The sequence below is a fragment of the Bacillus sp. FJAT-45350 genome (genome assembly GCF_002335805.1).
In the GTDB taxonomy this organism is placed as follows: Bacteria; Bacillota; Bacilli; order Bacillales; family NISU01; genus FJAT-45350.
The window spans coordinates 265639-281756 of sequence record NZ_NISU01000002.1; the positions used below are offsets into that span (position 1 = coordinate 265639).

Genomic DNA, 16118 nt, shown 5'->3' on the forward strand with positions numbered 1-16118 from the left:
TTGTATAATCCTATCACAGATAAGGGAAATTTCGAATTATGAATTAAGAATTATCAATGGTAAAAAAAGCGGAATTTAGAATTTCGAATTGCTAATTAAAACCAATACTTTATGTTGAAAGCCTGGGCGGGGAAGCGATTTCTAAATGTAAGGTTGAAAAATGTTGTGGCTGTACCACCATTTACCATTTACCATTTACCATTTGCCATTTGCAATTCGCAATTCATCATTAAAAAACTATGGTAGAAAAATAGTTTGCTAATTGTTTTTGTATCGATTACTATTTTGTTTAGAGAGACGAAATAAGGAGAGTCGTGCTATGCCAAAAGCATTGTGGTTATTAATTATTGGTATGATCATGAATGTCACGGGGATATCCTTTATTTGGCCGATGAATACGATTTATCTTCATCAGCACCTTGGTCAGCCTTTGACGGTTGCTGGCTTGGTGTTAATGGCGAATGCGGGAGCCGGTGTGATAGGGAATTTAGTTGGTGGAACACTTTTTGACCGTATAGGTGGTTATAAAACAATGATTATCGGCATTTGCATCACTGTAGCAAGTGCTTTTATATTGGCCTTTTATCATTCATTTCTTTATTATATTGTGTTATTAGTAGGGATTGGATTAGGTTCAGGAATTACATTTCCAGCGATTTATGCATTAGCTGGTTCGGTTTGGCCAGAAGGAGGAAGAAAGGCATTTAATGCAATGTATGTGGCACAAAATGTAGGAGTAGCCTTAGGGACAGCTCTTGCTGGGATTGTCGCTTCATTCCGTTTTGATTATATCTTTTTTGCAAATGGAATTATGTATATTCTTTTTCTTTTTCTTGTGATATTTGGATTTCGTAAGATGGGGGCTTCAGCTAGTAATCAGGGAGCAACAACGAATGTCTTTGAACAGTCAGACGTTCTTAAATATAGAAAGAGATTTATTGCCTTGTTAATTATGTGTGTAGGGTATTTGGTATGCTGGATTGGCTATGTTCAATGGCAATCTACTATTTCTGTCCATACACAAAATCTAGGAATTACGCTAAGTCAATATAGTATTTTATGGACGATAAATGGTGCGATGATTGTTCTAGCTCAGCCGATAATTGCATTTTTTATAAGAAAATGGGTTCATACATTAAAGGCACAAATCATGACGGGCTTGGGAATATTCATTTGCTCATTTTATATTGTAGCGCAGGCAGAAACCTTCACCATTTTTATTGTAGCAATGGTCGTGTTAACAATTGGAGAAATGTTTGTCTGGCCAGCAATTCCGACGATTGCTCATCAGCTTGCACCCGAAGGTAAAGCAGGCTTTTATCAAGGGATTGTCAATAGTGTCGCTACTGGTGGAAGAATGATTGGACCATTTTTAGGTGGGGTACTAGCTGACCTTTATGGAATGTCTATTCTTTTCTATTTCTTAATGGGCTTTTTCCTAATTGCTTTTATTACGACAGCTACTTATGACCGAATTCTTAAAAATAATACAGAATCTGGCGATGAGAGGGTTATGCAGACGTAGGTGGTAAATTAATTTTCTTATCGTGAAGCTGTATTGGCTTCGTTTTTACGTTGAGCGCTTGCTATGAGAAAACAACGAGGGCGCTGAAGAAGTCCAAAGTAGTCGATTCAATAAGTAGTAATGGCTTCGCACGTTGCACGCCTACTATGAGACAACCAACTCATAGCAGGCTTTTGAAAAGAGGCAACGGCTTCGCACATTACTTAAAGCCCACTTAAAAAGTGAAAACCACACTTTTTAGTTTATTTAGAATATCTTGCTACTTTTTTGACTAAAATGTTAGAAACGTTCTTGACTTTGATTCGACATATTCATACAATGGTGAAGAGTATTTTATGAATATTCATGATTTCCTACATAACCTTACTAAAACAGTGAAGAGGAGTAGTAGCAGATAATCTTGAAATTAGAGAATTGACGGATGGTGCAAGTCAATCAATGATGTTTGTGAACTCGCCTTGGAGTTGCAACAGTGAATATAAGTAGCTGTTGACGTTTTCCGCGTTAAGGATCTTAAGTGAGCGTACACTCAACACGTGCGCTAATTTGGGTGGTACCGCGGGAATTAACATTGTGTTCAACCTCTCGTCCCTAACGATAACGCTAGGGGTGGGAGGTTTTTTATAATTTTGAATGCCGAATTCTGAATTACGAATTTAAAATTCATAACTCATAACTAATAACTCATAATTGATTTTATAAACTGGAGGGAAACACATGTCATTTTCACATTTAGATATTGAAAAAAAGTGGCAGCAGTATTGGGAGGAAAACAAGACCTTTAAAACTGAAGAAGAAGGGGATAAGCCAAAATTTTATGCCCTTGATATGTTCCCGTATCCATCAGGAGCTGGTTTACATGTTGGTCACCCTGAAGGCTATACTGCTACAGATATTTTATCACGTATGAAACGTATGCAAGGATATAATGTTCTTCATCCAATGGGATGGGATGCATTTGGTTTGCCTGCTGAGCAATTTGCGTTAGACACAGGAAAGCATCCGAATGAATTTACACAAACGAATATTGATAACTTCCGTCGTCAAATTAAAGCATTAGGGTTCTCATATGATTGGGATCGTGAAGTGAATACAACGGATACTAATTATTATAAATGGACACAATGGATTTTCTTACAGCTGTACAATAAAGGATTAGCCTATGTTGATGAGGTAGCAGTAAACTGGTGTCCAGCTCTTGGAACGGTACTTGCTAATGAAGAGGTTATTGATGGAAAAAGTGAACGTGGTGGACATCCTGTAGAGCGCCGTCCAATGAAGCAATGGATGCTAAGGATTACTGCATATGCAGATCGTTTATTAGAAGATTTAGAAGAACTTGATTGGCCAGAAAGCATTAAAGATATGCAAAGAAACTGGATTGGACGTTCTGAAGGGGCTGAAGTAACGTTTAGTCTTGATGGTTATAAAGAGACAGTGACAGTTTTCACTACTAGACCAGATACACTATTTGGTGCTACATATATGGTTCTTGCACCTGAACATAAATTTGTTGAATCAATCACAACGTCTGAGCAAAAAGAGGCAGTGGCTGCTTATCAAGAAAAAGTAGCGACGAAGAGTGATTTAGAAAGAACGGAATTATCGAAAGAAAAAACAGGTGTGTTCACAGGGGCATATGCAATTAATCCAGTTAATGGTGAAAAGTTACCAATTTGGATTGCCGATTATGTTTTAGTAAGCTACGGAACTGGTGCAATTATGGCAGTTCCTGCACATGACGAGCGTGACTATGAGTTTGCGAAAGCATTTGATTTACCGATTAAAGAGGTAGTTTCAGGTGGAAGTGTAGAAGAAGAAGCTTACACTGGCGATGGTGAGCTAGTGAATTCTGACTTCTTAAATGGTTTAAACAAAGGACAAGCTATTGCCAAAATGATTGAGTGGCTAGAGCAGAATGAAAAAGGGAAGAAGCAAATTACGTACCGTTTACGTGACTGGTTATTCAGCCGTCAGCGTTATTGGGGTGAGCCGATTCCAATTATCCATTATGAAGATGGAACAATGGAGCCTGTAGCAGAAGAAGATCTACCTTTAATTCTTCCTGAGATGCAGGAAATCCGTCCATCAGGCACAGGAGAATCCCCTTTAGCAAATGCGAAAGATTGGTTAGAAGTTGTTGATCCGAAAACAGGAAGAAAAGGACGTCGTGAAACGAATACTATGCCACAGTGGGCTGGTAGCTGCTGGTACTATTTACGCTATATTGACCCGAACAATGACAAGGCACTTGCAGATCCTGAATTAATCAAGCGCTGGTTACCTGTGGATATCTACATTGGTGGAGCAGAGCATGCGGTATTACACTTGCTATACGCACGTTTTTGGCACAAGGTTCTTTACGATTTAGGTGTTGTACCAACGAAAGAGCCATTCCAACGTCTATTTAATCAAGGGATGATTCTCGGTGAGAACAATGAGAAGATGAGTAAATCAAAAGGAAACGTAGTAAATCCTGATGATATCGTTTCAAGTCATGGTGCAGATACGCTACGCCTTTATGAAATGTTCATGGGACCATTAGATGCTTCTATTGCTTGGTCAGAAAATGGCTTAGATGGAGCACGTCGTTTCTTAGATCGTGTTTGGCGTTTATTCATTAACGAAGAAACTGGAGAGCTTAAAGACTCAGTTCAGGATGTACAAGAAGATACATTAGCTCGTGTGTACCATCAGACAGTTAAAAAGGTTAGTGATGATTACGAAGGATACAGATTCAATGTTGGTATTTCTCAATTGATGGTATTTATAAACGAAGCTTATAAGCAAGAGACACTACCAAAGGAATATGTTGAGGGCTTTGTGAAGCTATTATCTCCAGTTGCGCCACACGTAGCTGAAGAGCTATGGAACAAGCTTGGTCACGCATCAACGTTAGCATATGAAGCTTGGCCTACGTTTGATGAAACATTCCTTGTGGAAAACGAGGTTGAAATTGTAGTCCAAATTAACGGTAAGGTTCGAGCAAAAATTGTGATTCCAACAGATGCAACTAAAGAGCAAATGGAAGAAATCGCACTAGCAGATGACCGTATTAAAGAAGAAATTGAAGGAAAAACGATACGTAAAGTCATTGCTGTACCAGGTAAGCTGGTGAATATTGTCGCAAATTAAGTGAAAGTCATTTAGATTTCGACAAAATAAGTAAGAGCAAATGGTTATTCACAGAATTGTGAGACCATTTGCTCTTTTTTTGCACTTGAGTTGTGGGTAAGTGCCACTTTTGTGAATAACTTTGTGTATAACTTGTTTCACTATCCACAGTAATGAGAAAACCTTGTCGGAATCTAAGAAAAACGTTAAGAAAATGTCAGATAAGTTGTGTACAAACTTATCCACAAATGTGATTAACATTGTGAATAAGTGGATAACCCTGTGACTAACTTTATAATTTACTTATTTAAATAAGGTAGCAGCGGATAATCCAGCGGTATAGCCTGTTGAAAATGCTACTGTAATATTATATCCTCCAGTATAGCCGTGGATATCTAATACTTCTCCACAGAAGAAGAGTCCTTGTTTCTTTTTTGAATGCATCGTTTTCGGTTCAATTTCTTTAACTGAAACTCCTCCCCCTGTGACGAATGCTTGATCGAGTGAAAGGGTACCGTTTACAGAAAAAGAAAATTGTTTACAGTGTTGTGCGAATTCACGGATACATTCATTTGATACTTGAGCAGCAACAAGTGTTGGTTCAATTTCTAGCTTTTCAAGTAAGTAGGTAAGCATCCGTTCTTGAACATATCCCTTCATTACATTTTTTACTGCCTTCTTCGGCTCTTCCTTCATCATCCCTCGAATTTCTTGAAAGACATCCTCAGGTGATGTATTTGGAAAGAGATCGATAGCCATTCTTAGTGAATCGGTTTTAAACTTTTTTAATCCCTTCACAACGTATTGGCTACATCTCAGAGCAGCAGGACCAGAAATGCCAAAATGGGTAAATATCATATCTCCTTCGTGTGTTTTAATCACTTTTCCTTTAGGGTTAATGACTGATAATTCGATGCTGCGAAGAGATAAGCCTTGAAGCTTCTTTTGTTTTATGAATTTCTCATTTGAAGTAATTGGTACCTCTGTTGGGTAGAGCTCAGTGATTGTATGTCCAGCCTTTTCCGCCCAAGGATATGCATCACCAGTTGAACCGGTATGAGGAACAGATTTTCCACCTGTAGCAATAACTACTGCATGTGCCATTATCTTTTCACCATTATGTAGTTTGAGACCAATAACTTTCTCTTCATTAAATAGCACTTCTTTTACTGATGAATGGGTACGAATTTCGATTCCGAGCTGTTTTATTTTATTTAATAAAGTTGCAACTACAGTAGTAGCTTTATCACTAACAGGGAACATTCTACCTCGGTCTTCTTCTTTTAATTGAATTCCTAATCCTTCGAAGAATTTAATAATATCTTCATTACTAAAAACAGAAAAGGGACTGTGCATAAATCGTCCGTTTCCTGGGATGTGTTTAATTAAATCGTCAACAGGCATTCGATTCGTTACATTGCAACGTCCTCCACCTGAGATTGCTAGCTTTCGGCCAAGCTTGTCTCCTTTATCCACAAGGAGAACTTTTGCTTTTTGTTCTGCTGCTGCAATGGATGCCATCAATCCAGATGGTCCACCACCGATAACTATTACATCATACATATACTAAACACCTTTCATTGTAATTTATATCTCAATTAAATCATTTTATCATGAGTCTGAGCTTTTTCTATTAATTAGTATGTGCTTTTCTTGTTACTTCACAAACGTGTTATAAAAGTTGCCTTAGGTAAAAAGAATTTACCTTTTGAAATATTCCGCATAAAAATCCACGTGGAAATAGATAATATCATTGACTTTATAAATGAAAGGGGAGCTCCTAATGGCACAATTAAATGAACTAGAGTTACAAAATCTTCGCCACTTAATCGGAGGTCATGAAACAGTAGCAAATAAGCTTGAAGCATATGCCCAACAATGTACTGATCCTCAGTTGCAGCAGATGCTTCAAGGAGATGCGCAAGATGCTAGAAATGCGAAGCAACAACTTATGTCATTTTTAAATCAATAAGAATAGGGGGGACTAGTTATGATGACGGAAAAAGATATGATGAATGACTATTTAAGTATGATTAACGGGAGCTTGAGTACTTATGCTTCTGTAATTGCTCAAACAGAGAATGCTCAATTACGTCAAACGTTTCAGCAGCTACGTAATCAAGATGAGGCGCGTCAATATAAGATTTATCAGGCTGCTGCACAAAAGGGTTATTATAAACCTGCTGCTCAAGCTCCTCAAACTGAGATTCAACAAGTTCGTTCTGAGTTAAGTGGACAATAAAGTAAGCATTCGAACTGACTTAATGGTCAATCAACCATTAAGTCAGTTTTTCTTTTTCATTACATTTGCGCTAAAATGAAAAACAGAAGCAAAGTTTAGAAGGGAAGTTCTCATATGGTTATAAAAAAATCACTACGAACAAATAAACGAGATGAAATGATTGATATTACAAATGAAGTAAGTAAAGCGGTTAATGAAACAACGACCAAAGAGGGACTTGTGATTATATATTGTCCTCATACAACAGCTGGTATAACGATTAATGAAAACGCAGATCCAGACGTGAAGCATGACATGTTAATGAGACTTGATGAAGTATATCCGTGGGAACATCCAAAGTATCGACACCTAGAAGGGAACTCAGCATCTCATTTGAAGGCAAGCACTGTAGGGACTTCCCAAACAATCATTATTCATCAAGGTGAATTAATCCTTGGAACGTGGCAAGGTATTTATTTTTGTGAATTTGACGGGCCAAGAACTAGAAATTATTTTATTAAGGTGATAGAAGGATAGAAACTACCTTTTGTCATATTTTGTGGTAAAATGCTGAGAGGTTAGAAAGTTAATCTGACAACATTAATAATATACTCATATTTAATAAAAGACCCTACTGTGATTTTTATTATAGGAGATGAACAATGTCTGATTCAAAACTATTACGTGGAACAATGATATTAACCGGTGCAACGTTTATCTCAAAAATACTTGGATTAATCTACATATTTCCTTTTGTTGCCCTAGTTGGACAGCAAGGTGTTGCTTTGTATGCGTATGGTTATCTTCCATACACGGTATTATTAAGTATAGCTACATTAGGCGTCCCATTAGCTGTCTCTAAATTTGTTTCCAAATATAATGCGTTGGGTGACTACCATACTGGTAGAAGACTTTTTAAGTCTGGAATGCTTGTTATGTCAGTTACAGGTTTTATAGCATTTCTCATACTTTTTCTTTTGGCACCGACTATTTCTACGTGGATTATTCGAAACCCTAGTGAATTAAATGGAAACTCGATGGAGGACATCGTATTTACAATTCGAATGGTAAGTACAGCATTGATTATTGTCCCACTTATGTCTATTATTCGTGGATATTTTCAAGGTTTCCAATCGATGGGGCCAACAGCAGTCTCGCAAGTGGTTGAACAGCTTGTAAGGATTATTTTTATCTTAAGCATTACGTTTCTCATTGTTGGTGTATATCAAGGGGAAACAGGCATGGCTGTTGGGTTTGCTACGTTTGGGGCATTCGTTGGTGCACTTGGAGGATTAGGAGTCCTACTAATTTATTGGTTTAAAAGAAAAGAATACTTAAATCGTCAATTAGAAGAGAGTACTGTGAACCACCAAATATCTCTTCCAAATATGTATCGAGAGTTAATTGCCTATGCGTTACCTCTTTCTTTTGTAGGGTTGGCTATTCCATTATTTCAGTTGATAGATTTATTTACATTTGTTAATGGGTTAACTGCATCGGGACTTTCACAAAGTGAGGCTGAAGCTGCATTTGGCGTGTTTTCTCAATCGGCACATAAATTAATCTTAATTCCTGTTGCGTTAGCAACTGCCTTTTCGATTACACTTGTACCTACGATAACAAAATCGTTTACAGATAATAACCATGATTTGATGCAAAAACAAATTACTCAAACCTATCAAATTATTTTGTTTCTCACACTACCAGCAGCAGTAGGATTGTCGTTATTATCCTATCCTTCCTTTGGGACACTATACGGTTTTGAAGAAGTGGTGATGGGGGGGCATATTCTTCGTTACTATGCTCCGATTGCTATTTTCTTAGCACTATTTTCTGTAACAGCAGCAATCTTACAGGGGATGAATCAACAACGGTTTGCTGTAGGTGGATTACTGATAGGTTTAGTTGTTAAGTTAAGTCTAAACTATTTATTAGTTGTAAATTTAGGTGTTGAGGGTGGAATTTTTGCTACGTATCTTGGCTATACAATTGCAATTGTGATTAATGTTTGGGCAATTGGAAAATATGCAAATTACAATTATCAATTTATAGGGAAAAGGGCGTTACTCATTACACTATTTGTGACGGTAATGGCGGTGATTGTTTGGATTACTCAATTACTAGTTACGTCTCTACTTCCACTTACTTCGTGGTTGAATCATTCGCTTGCGTTAGTGATTGGTGTAGTTGTTGGAGGAGCAACATATTTCTTTCTTAGCGTTCGTTCACACTTAGCAGGACAAATACTAGGACATCGTTTTAGATTTTTAAAAAGAGCTTCAAAAGTTAAAAGTGAATAGCGAAAAGGTACTCCTCCAAAACGGGAAACAATTTAAGCCTTCTAAGGGTAAACCACTCATAGAAGGCTTTTCTGGTGGCTTAGGAAATTAAAAAATACTTTAGCTGTGGATAAGTGAAAGCTAATTCAAAGAAGGGCAAAGGATCCGCGCATTGCTTTAAACAAAAGACCGCTTTGCGGTTTTTGTTCGTTGGATGTTATAAAAATACTCGGATGTGGATAAGTGAAAGTATTATCAAAGATGGTCAGTAGCATCGTGCTGAGACAAAGTTTTGCGTATTACTTAGATAATATAAATTAACAATTCGCAATTCATAATTCATAATTATTCTCAATACCCTAATTGCTGTTCTAGTCGTCTTACTCGGCGGCGTAAACGTTCCAGTTCATTACCCTGACGTTCTACTTGTCTTTCTACTCTTGCTAAACGTCTTTCTAGCGCACCTGTCCCTGGTGTCGGTGATGGTCCGGGTAATGGGTAGGGTATTCCTGGTGTTGGGAAAGGGAAAAACTGAGGTTGAGCTTGCTGTCTGTAATAATCCATTATATCGCTCCTTAAGAATTAGGTATTTGTATAGTACCTTATGTAAGCTAGGCGAAAAGTGTTTAAGTAAAATGCCTAATGCTATATAAAATAGGCAGAAAAGGATTAAAAAAGGGGGACCATGAAAACGTCTTATATAGAAGGTTCGAAAAGAGGTAATGGCTTCGCAAGTTGCGCGCTTGCTATAAGGAAACCATTCATAGTGTGCTTTTGGATAGAGGCAACGGTTTCGCTTATTACTTAAAGGCTACTAAAGAGTGAAAACCACACTTTTTAGTAGCCTTTAGAAAATAATTAACATACTCGACAAAATCCATGCTTATTTCACAAGCATTGCCATCTAAAGTCTCTTCCTCTCTATACAGGGGTTTGATATAATTGTACAAGCATATGTTTAAAATAATATGCGGTAGAGGTGCGTGATGAAATATTCTTTTAAGAAGGACAATGATTGGGTTTTAATCATTACAATGTTATTACTAAGTCTCTTTGGCCTTATCATGGTATTTAGTTCGAGCTATGTATGGGCATTTGACCACTTTAGTAATTCTTATTTTTTTATACAAAGACAAGTAGTCTGGTTTTTCATCGCAATTGTATTATTTCTATTTATAATGCATGTTCCGTATAGATATTATCAAAAGCTTTCACCGTTTATCATACTAGGGTCAGGTATTATGTTAGTAGTGGTTCTTTTTGCAGGAACAGAGATTAATGGAGCTCAAAGATGGCTACGATTTGGTCCTCTGACATTACAGCCATCCGAGTTTGTAAAGCTTGGAATGATTATCTATCTAGCACAAGTTTATTCACAGAAGCAAGCTTATATTGACCAATTCGTAAAAGGGGTCATGCCTCCTCTTATTGTTGTTGGTGCTATACTGGCCATGATTTTAGCTCAGCCTGATTTAGGGACTGCTACTTCGATTTTAATCGTAACAGGATTAATTGTTTTCTTTTCAGGAGCAAAGATGAGGCATTTATTAATGCTACTTGGTGTTGGTGTGTTTTTATTCATTTTTGCTGTTATGAATGCATCTTATCGTTTAGAAAGGATTACGGGGTATAGAGATCCTTTTAATGATGCATTTGGGTCAGGGTATCAATTAATTCAGTCTTATATTGCGATGGCTCATGGTGGTCTTTCTGGTGTTGGTCTTGGACAAAGTGTTCAAAAGCTCCTATATTTACCTGAGCCACACACAGATTTTATTTTAGCTATTATTTCAGAAGAATTAGGAGTAATTGGTGTTGCATTTGTTATGATTTGTCATGGTATCATCCTTTTTAAAGGAGTTACGATAGGTACACGTTGTAAGAGTTCCTTTGGAAGCTTGCTTGCTTTCGGTATTGTGTTTCAAATAGCGATACAAGTTATCTTTAATGTAGGAGCAGTTACAGGGCTATTACCGATCACGGGGATTCCATTACCTTTTATTAGTAACGGAGGCTCATCTCTTCTTGTTACAATGGCATCAATTGGAATTCTAGCTAATATATCGCGTAATCAAAGGCAACAACAAAGATTGGAAGAAGAAAAGGAACTCATTTCTACAAAGCCAACTGGATTTGGAGTTAGTCAGTAGTAGAGGTTGTTTTTAAACAATCCCTATGTATGTTAGAAGAAGAGTTTTTATTAAAAGATAAAGGCTTATTTGAAGATGGTGGCAATGGCTTCTCACACTACACGTCTAATAACAAGGTCTTCCCTTGATTTTAGATGTTCATAGTAGTGTATCCGCTCATTGCTTCCAACAAAAGACCGCTTTGTGGTTTTGTTCTGGAGGCAGCAATGGAAGAAAGAAAATCAAGTTTACAGCAAATAGATTACACATTGTTGTTTTTACTTTTTTTATTAATGTGTATAAGTTTACTCGCAATTTATAGTGGTTCGGGTCAATATTTTTCGAGTGATCCGACTTATTTTGTTAAAAGACAGGTTATTTGGTTTGTTGTAGGGATTTTCCTTATGATTGCAGCTATGACGGTTGATTATGACCTGTTTAAAAATTTCTCTATACCATTGTATGTTCTCGGAATCATTTTACTAATATTAGTAAAGATGTTTGGTGTCATACAAAATGGATCGCAGAGATGGATTGGGTTTGGTGGTATCCTATTTCAGCCGTCCGAGTTTGTTAAAATATTTCTAGTTATCGCTCTCGCGCATCTCTTATACCGGATTACAACGGAAAGAAGAGAGAAGAGCTTTAAGTCAGATTGTATTATTGTAGGTAAGGTATTAGCAGTCGGGTTGCCACCTTTTATTCTAATATTAGACCAACCTGATTTAGGGACAGCACTCGTAGTCGGAAGTATTATGGCTACAATGATTGTCATGTCAGGTGTCTCAATAAAAATGCTCTCGTTATTGGGAAGCTTGGTTGTTCTGGGTATTACAGTTCTCGTTTGGCTTCATAATAATTATTTTGAGATCTTTAACAAAATCATTCGTGATCACCAGATGGAACGAATATATGGCTGGTTAAATCCTTATGAAAACGCAGGAAGTTATGGCTATCAGCTGGTTGAGGCCTTGAAGGGAATTGGTGCTGGTCAACTATACGGTAGTGGTTTTCTGCAAGGGGCACAGTCACAAAGTGAACGAGTTCCTGAAATTCATACAGATTTCATTTTCACTGTCATTGGTGAAGAGTTTGGATTTTTAGGCTCAACGATTCTAATTGTGGTTTATTTCTTATTATTCTACCGAATGATTATCATTGCCTTTAATTGTAATAGTGTTTTTGGTACGTATCTTGTCTCTGGTGTTGTTGGTCTATTAGTGTTTCAGATTTTCCAAAACATCGCGATGACGATTGGTTTAATGCCTATTACAGGTTTAGCTCTTCCTTTCATTAGTTATGGAGGTAGTGCTTTGATGACCAATATGATAGCAATAGGGATTGTACTCAATGTCAATATGAGAACGAGACATTATATGTTCCAGACAGATGAAGATTAATTAGCTAAATAACATAAGAATATAATATATAAAACAAGCGAAATTATTTTGATTTCGCTTGTTTTTACATAGGAAGGAGATGGGGAAATGATCCTCTTTATTGGATTTGGTGAATTGGCAAAAAGCTTAATTACACTAGTAGAGAATGAAGATCTGCTGTATGTGTTAAATCGAAACCCAGAAAAAGTCAGGCACTATCAATTAAAAGAACAGCGTGTGCGTGTTGCTATGAAAGAGGATATCCCAAAAGCTACACGAGTTTTTATCCTACTCCCTAGTAATGAATATGAGCCATTCTTCAAAGAATTTGGGAGTTTATTTAATAAGAAGGTGGTATTTTATCACTTTGCTACGGCAAAAAAGATAGAAGAGGTGGAAGAGTTTATTACAGGAAAAGTAATCCCTTGTAAATGTGTGGGCCAAGCGAATCAAATGATGAAAGATAATCAAGGATTGTTCCTAGTTCCTGAAAAATATGAAAAAGAGCGAAAGTGGTTAACTAACTGGTTTGGATCGAACGTTAAGGTGGAGGTCGGTAGTGAAGAAGACGCTATACTAGCAAATACACTAGCAACGGAAACTGCAATCAAGATGGCGGTATTATTAAAAAAAGAATTAGAAAAAGAAGGGCTTTCCACAAGTGTAGTTAACCAATCGATTGAAATTACGACAAGAGGTGTGATTCAATCGTATATGAATAATACATTAGGTGGATTTGGTCAAAAAGTACTCAAAGAAGTAGAAAGAGATTGAGGTGTAGTATGAGAATTGATAAATTACTAGCAAATATGGGCTACGGCACACGTAAGGACGTGAAAAAATTACTTAAGGGTGGGACTGTTCATGTAAACGGTGAAGTTGTGAAGGATGGAAAAGTGCATGTAGAGCCTACGAAAGAAGAGATTACCGTTCATGGTGAGATCGTAGAGTATAAACCTTTCATTTACTTAATGATGAATAAACCAAAGGGAGTAATTTCAGCAACGGAAGACATAGAGCATGAGACTGTCGTTGATTTATTAGCTTATGAGCATGCAATTTATGAACCATTTCCAGTGGGACGTTTAGACAAGGATACAGTAGGTTTTGTACTTCTAACTAACGATGGAAAACTAAATCATGAGTTGATGTCGCCAAAAAAGCATGTACCGAAAACATATGAGGCTGCTATTTTAGGAAAAGTAACGGAAGAGGATGTAATTGCATTTCAAAAGGGAGTCGAGCTTGATGATGGATATGTGACAAAACCAGGAGAACTAGAAATATTATTATCGGATAATCATTCTGAAATAAGATTAACGATTACTGAGGGGAAGTTCCATCAAGTAAAGAGAATGTTTCAAGCAGTAGGAAAAAAAGTAATGGAGCTTAAGCGTGTGCGGATCGGTCCCCTTCCTTTAGATGAAGGATTAAAATTAGGAGAATATCGTGAATTGACAGAGGAAGAAGTAGAAAGTCTAAGGAATCGAGAATAGTTAGGAGCAAAAAAAGACCACAGCGCGGCTGTGGAGACCTAACGTTTCAGGTTACTATTTAAATGGTTCCTTTATGAAGCCTTTGTTTTTCTTTTTGTAACTGTCCATTTTCCGCGACTAGGACTGCGGACTAGTTTGTTGTACTCAAGTACATTGAGGTCACGTTGGATTGTTCTTTGAGTAATCCCAAACTCTTCAACTAATTCATTCGTTGTGACGGTCCCCCTTTGTTTAATATAGAGGTAGATGGACTTAATACGAGTCAGCATACGATCAGTTGAAGTTTTCAAAAAACCACTCCTTATTGATAGATGATAGTCCTTTAACATCCATTGTATTAAAGGGGGATAAATTTCATTCATATCAATTATTTGCATTTATCAAATAATTGATGAGACATAGCCTTTAATAGCAATGTAGTCCTAGAGTTGTAAATGTGATGGGCTGATGTCTAGATTATTATCGCAAAGGTTATACTTTTACATCAATCCCACCTTCGTACTTATTGTACAATAATTGTGTCAATTTAGCAAAGTAGAAAAAGTAAAATAAATCCAGTAAGGAGATTCTACATATGAATAATAGAAACTGGCAAAAAGAAATTGATGAACGAAAAAATGAAATTATTAGTGACACACAGGTATTCCTTAGAATTAATAGTGTGTTAGATGAAGAGTCAGTAGCACGAAATGCCCCCTTTGGTAAAGGAATTATGGAGTCTTTAAATTATTTGTTAACAAAGGGTGAAGCTGACGGTTTTAAAGTGAAAAACCTTGATGGCTATGCTGGGTATATAGAGTTTGGTGAAGGAGAAGAATCCGTTGGTATACTCTGTCATGTCGACGTCGTACCTGAGGGAGATGGATGGACAAGCCCTCCATTTTCGGCTGAAATTCGTGAAGGAAGAATTTATGCAAGGGGAGCAATTGACGATAAAGGTCCAACAATGGCTGCGTATCATGCAATGAAGCTCGTTAAAGATTTAGGCCTATCATTAAATAGACGAGTTCGCATGATTATTGGTACAGATGAAGAAAGTACATGGCAATGTGTTGACCATTATTTTAAGCATGAGGAAATGCCAACAGTGGGATTTGCTCCAGATGCTGATTTTCCTATTATCTATGCTGAGAAAGGGATTTGTGATTTTCAGCTTATACATAAGGGAAGTGAAGAAGAGGGAGATTGTACTCTAGTGTCCTTTACTTCTGGACGCCGTTTTAATATGGTTCCAGACAAAGCTGAGGCAGTAGTACAATTCGCTTCTAAGGATAATATTGCGGAAGAATTTGAGCAGTTTATAGCTAACAATCAGCTTAAGGGTGCTTGTCGTAAAGAGAGTGATGGCTACCGTTTTACATTAGAAGGAATGTCTGCACATGGAATGGAACCGAAGAAAGGCAAGAATGCGGGACTTTTTCTAGCAAAGTTTTTAAGTGGCTACTCTATTGGAAACGGGAAAGATTTTCTCTCCTTCATTAGTGAGTATTTTGTAAATGATTCTCGTGGAAAAGGGTTAGGTATTGCTTATACTGATGAGATCACGGGGGATCTAACAATTAATATTGGGACAATCCAATATGCTGAGAACGTTGGAAAAATTGGCGTTAATATGCGCTATCCAGTAACAACTGAATATGAAGCGGTAATAAAAACTATTAAAGAGAAGGCGTCCGAAAAAGAATTTGAATGTAATTTGCTAGATAATTCTAAACCACACCATGTCGACAAAAATCACCCGTTAATTAAGACATTACAAAAGGTTTATCAAAACCAAACTGGTGAAGAGGCAACATTACTTTCTATCGGTGGGGGAACATATGCAAGGTCATTAGAATCTGGTGTCGCATTTGGTCCTCTATTTCCAGGAAGAGAGGAAGTAGCCCACCAAAAAGATGAGTATATTGAGATAGAGGATTTATTAAAGGCAACTTCTATCTATGCAGAAGCGATTTATGAATTGAGTAAATAAAGT

At 37.1% G+C, this 16118-nt stretch carries 14 protein-coding genes and 1 other annotated feature; of the genes, 11 read left to right on the forward strand and 3 right to left on the reverse strand.

Features of this window, described 5'->3' with window-relative positions; translation table 11 throughout:
* The first annotated feature begins 319 nt into the window (after positions 1 to 319).
* Together CD003_RS17905 and leuS are read left to right on the forward strand one after the other, a co-directional pair.
* Positions 320 to 1525 carry an MDR family MFS transporter gene (locus tag CD003_RS17905; RefSeq protein WP_096202610.1) on the forward strand — a complete coding sequence of 402 codons (1206 nt, stop codon included), beginning with the start codon at positions 320 to 322 and terminating at the stop codon, positions 1523 to 1525.
* Positions 1526 to 1890: 365 nt separating this feature from the next.
* Positions 1891 to 2121: a binding site (T-box leader), on the forward strand.
* A gap of 121 nt (positions 2122 to 2242) precedes the next feature.
* The gene (gene leuS, locus CD003_RS17910; protein ID WP_096202611.1) at positions 2243 to 4660 is read left to right on the forward strand and encodes a leucine--tRNA ligase; all 2418 of its coding nucleotides are present in this window, start codon (positions 2243 to 2245) and stop codon (positions 4658 to 4660) included.
* 282 nt (positions 4661 to 4942) lie between these two features.
* Here leuS and CD003_RS17915 read toward each other — a convergent pair whose 3' ends face one another.
* Positions 4943 to 6202: an NAD(P)/FAD-dependent oxidoreductase gene (locus CD003_RS17915; protein WP_096202612.1), complete on the reverse strand. Its 1260-nt coding sequence runs from the start codon at positions 6200 to 6202 to the stop codon at positions 4943 to 4945.
* Positions 6203 to 6422: 220 nt separating this feature from the next.
* Between CD003_RS17915 and CD003_RS17920 the strand changes: the two genes are divergently transcribed.
* The 4 genes from CD003_RS17920 to CD003_RS17935 all read left to right on the forward strand — a co-directional run bounded on the left by CD003_RS17920 (position 6423) and on the right by CD003_RS17935 (position 9160).
* A complete protein-coding gene (locus CD003_RS17920) occupies positions 6423 to 6611 on the forward strand; it encodes a hypothetical protein (RefSeq protein WP_096202613.1) in 189 nt (62 codons plus the stop codon).
* Between the two features lie 18 nt (positions 6612 to 6629).
* Positions 6630 to 6881, forward strand: a complete 252-nt coding sequence (locus CD003_RS17925) for a spore coat protein (protein ID WP_373558579.1) — start codon at positions 6630 to 6632, stop codon at positions 6879 to 6881.
* Positions 6882 to 6995: 114 nt separating this feature from the next.
* A complete protein-coding gene (locus CD003_RS17930; RefSeq protein ID WP_096202614.1) occupies positions 6996 to 7397 on the forward strand; it encodes a secondary thiamine-phosphate synthase enzyme YjbQ in 402 nt (133 codons plus the stop codon).
* 125 nt (positions 7398 to 7522) lie between these two features.
* On the forward strand, positions 7523 to 9160 hold the full coding sequence (locus CD003_RS17935) for a putative polysaccharide biosynthesis protein (protein WP_096202615.1): 1638 nt from the start codon (positions 7523 to 7525) through the stop codon (positions 9158 to 9160).
* Between the two features lie 330 nt (positions 9161 to 9490).
* Here the strand turns inward: CD003_RS17935 and CD003_RS22015 are convergent, their stop codons facing one another.
* Positions 9491 to 9703, reverse strand: a complete 213-nt coding sequence (locus CD003_RS22015) for a hypothetical protein (protein ID WP_096202616.1) — start codon at positions 9701 to 9703, stop codon at positions 9491 to 9493.
* A 422-nt stretch (positions 9704 to 10125) separates the two neighbouring features.
* On the opposite strand from CD003_RS22015, the gene ftsW reads away from it, so the two are divergent.
* The 4 genes from ftsW to CD003_RS17960 all read left to right on the forward strand — a co-directional run bounded on the left by ftsW (position 10126) and on the right by CD003_RS17960 (position 14143).
* A complete protein-coding gene (ftsW, locus tag CD003_RS17945) occupies positions 10126 to 11289 on the forward strand; it encodes a putative lipid II flippase FtsW (protein WP_096202617.1) in 1164 nt (387 codons plus the stop codon).
* Between the two features lie 206 nt (positions 11290 to 11495).
* Entirely contained in the window at positions 11496 to 12668 is a 1173-nt protein-coding gene (gene rodA / locus CD003_RS17950; protein ID WP_096202618.1) for a rod shape-determining protein RodA, read from the forward strand.
* Between the two features lie 87 nt (positions 12669 to 12755).
* Complete coding sequence (locus tag CD003_RS17955; RefSeq protein ID WP_096202619.1) at positions 12756 to 13421, forward strand: NAD(P)-binding domain-containing protein; 666 nt, start codon at positions 12756 to 12758, stop codon at positions 13419 to 13421.
* A gap of 8 nt (positions 13422 to 13429) precedes the next feature.
* The gene (locus CD003_RS17960) at positions 13430 to 14143 is read left to right on the forward strand and encodes a pseudouridine synthase (RefSeq protein ID WP_096202620.1); all 714 of its coding nucleotides are present in this window, start codon (positions 13430 to 13432) and stop codon (positions 14141 to 14143) included.
* A gap of 71 nt (positions 14144 to 14214) precedes the next feature.
* On the opposite strand, the gene CD003_RS17965 is transcribed toward CD003_RS17960, so the two are convergent.
* Positions 14215 to 14433, reverse strand: a complete 219-nt coding sequence (locus tag CD003_RS17965; protein WP_179295615.1) for a DeoR family transcriptional regulator — start codon at positions 14431 to 14433, stop codon at positions 14215 to 14217.
* 284 nt (positions 14434 to 14717) lie between these two features.
* On the opposite strand from CD003_RS17965, the gene pepV reads away from it, so the two are divergent.
* A complete protein-coding gene (gene pepV, locus CD003_RS17970; protein ID WP_096202621.1) occupies positions 14718 to 16115 on the forward strand; it encodes a dipeptidase PepV in 1398 nt (465 codons plus the stop codon).
* Positions 16116 to 16118: the final 3 nt, after the last annotated feature.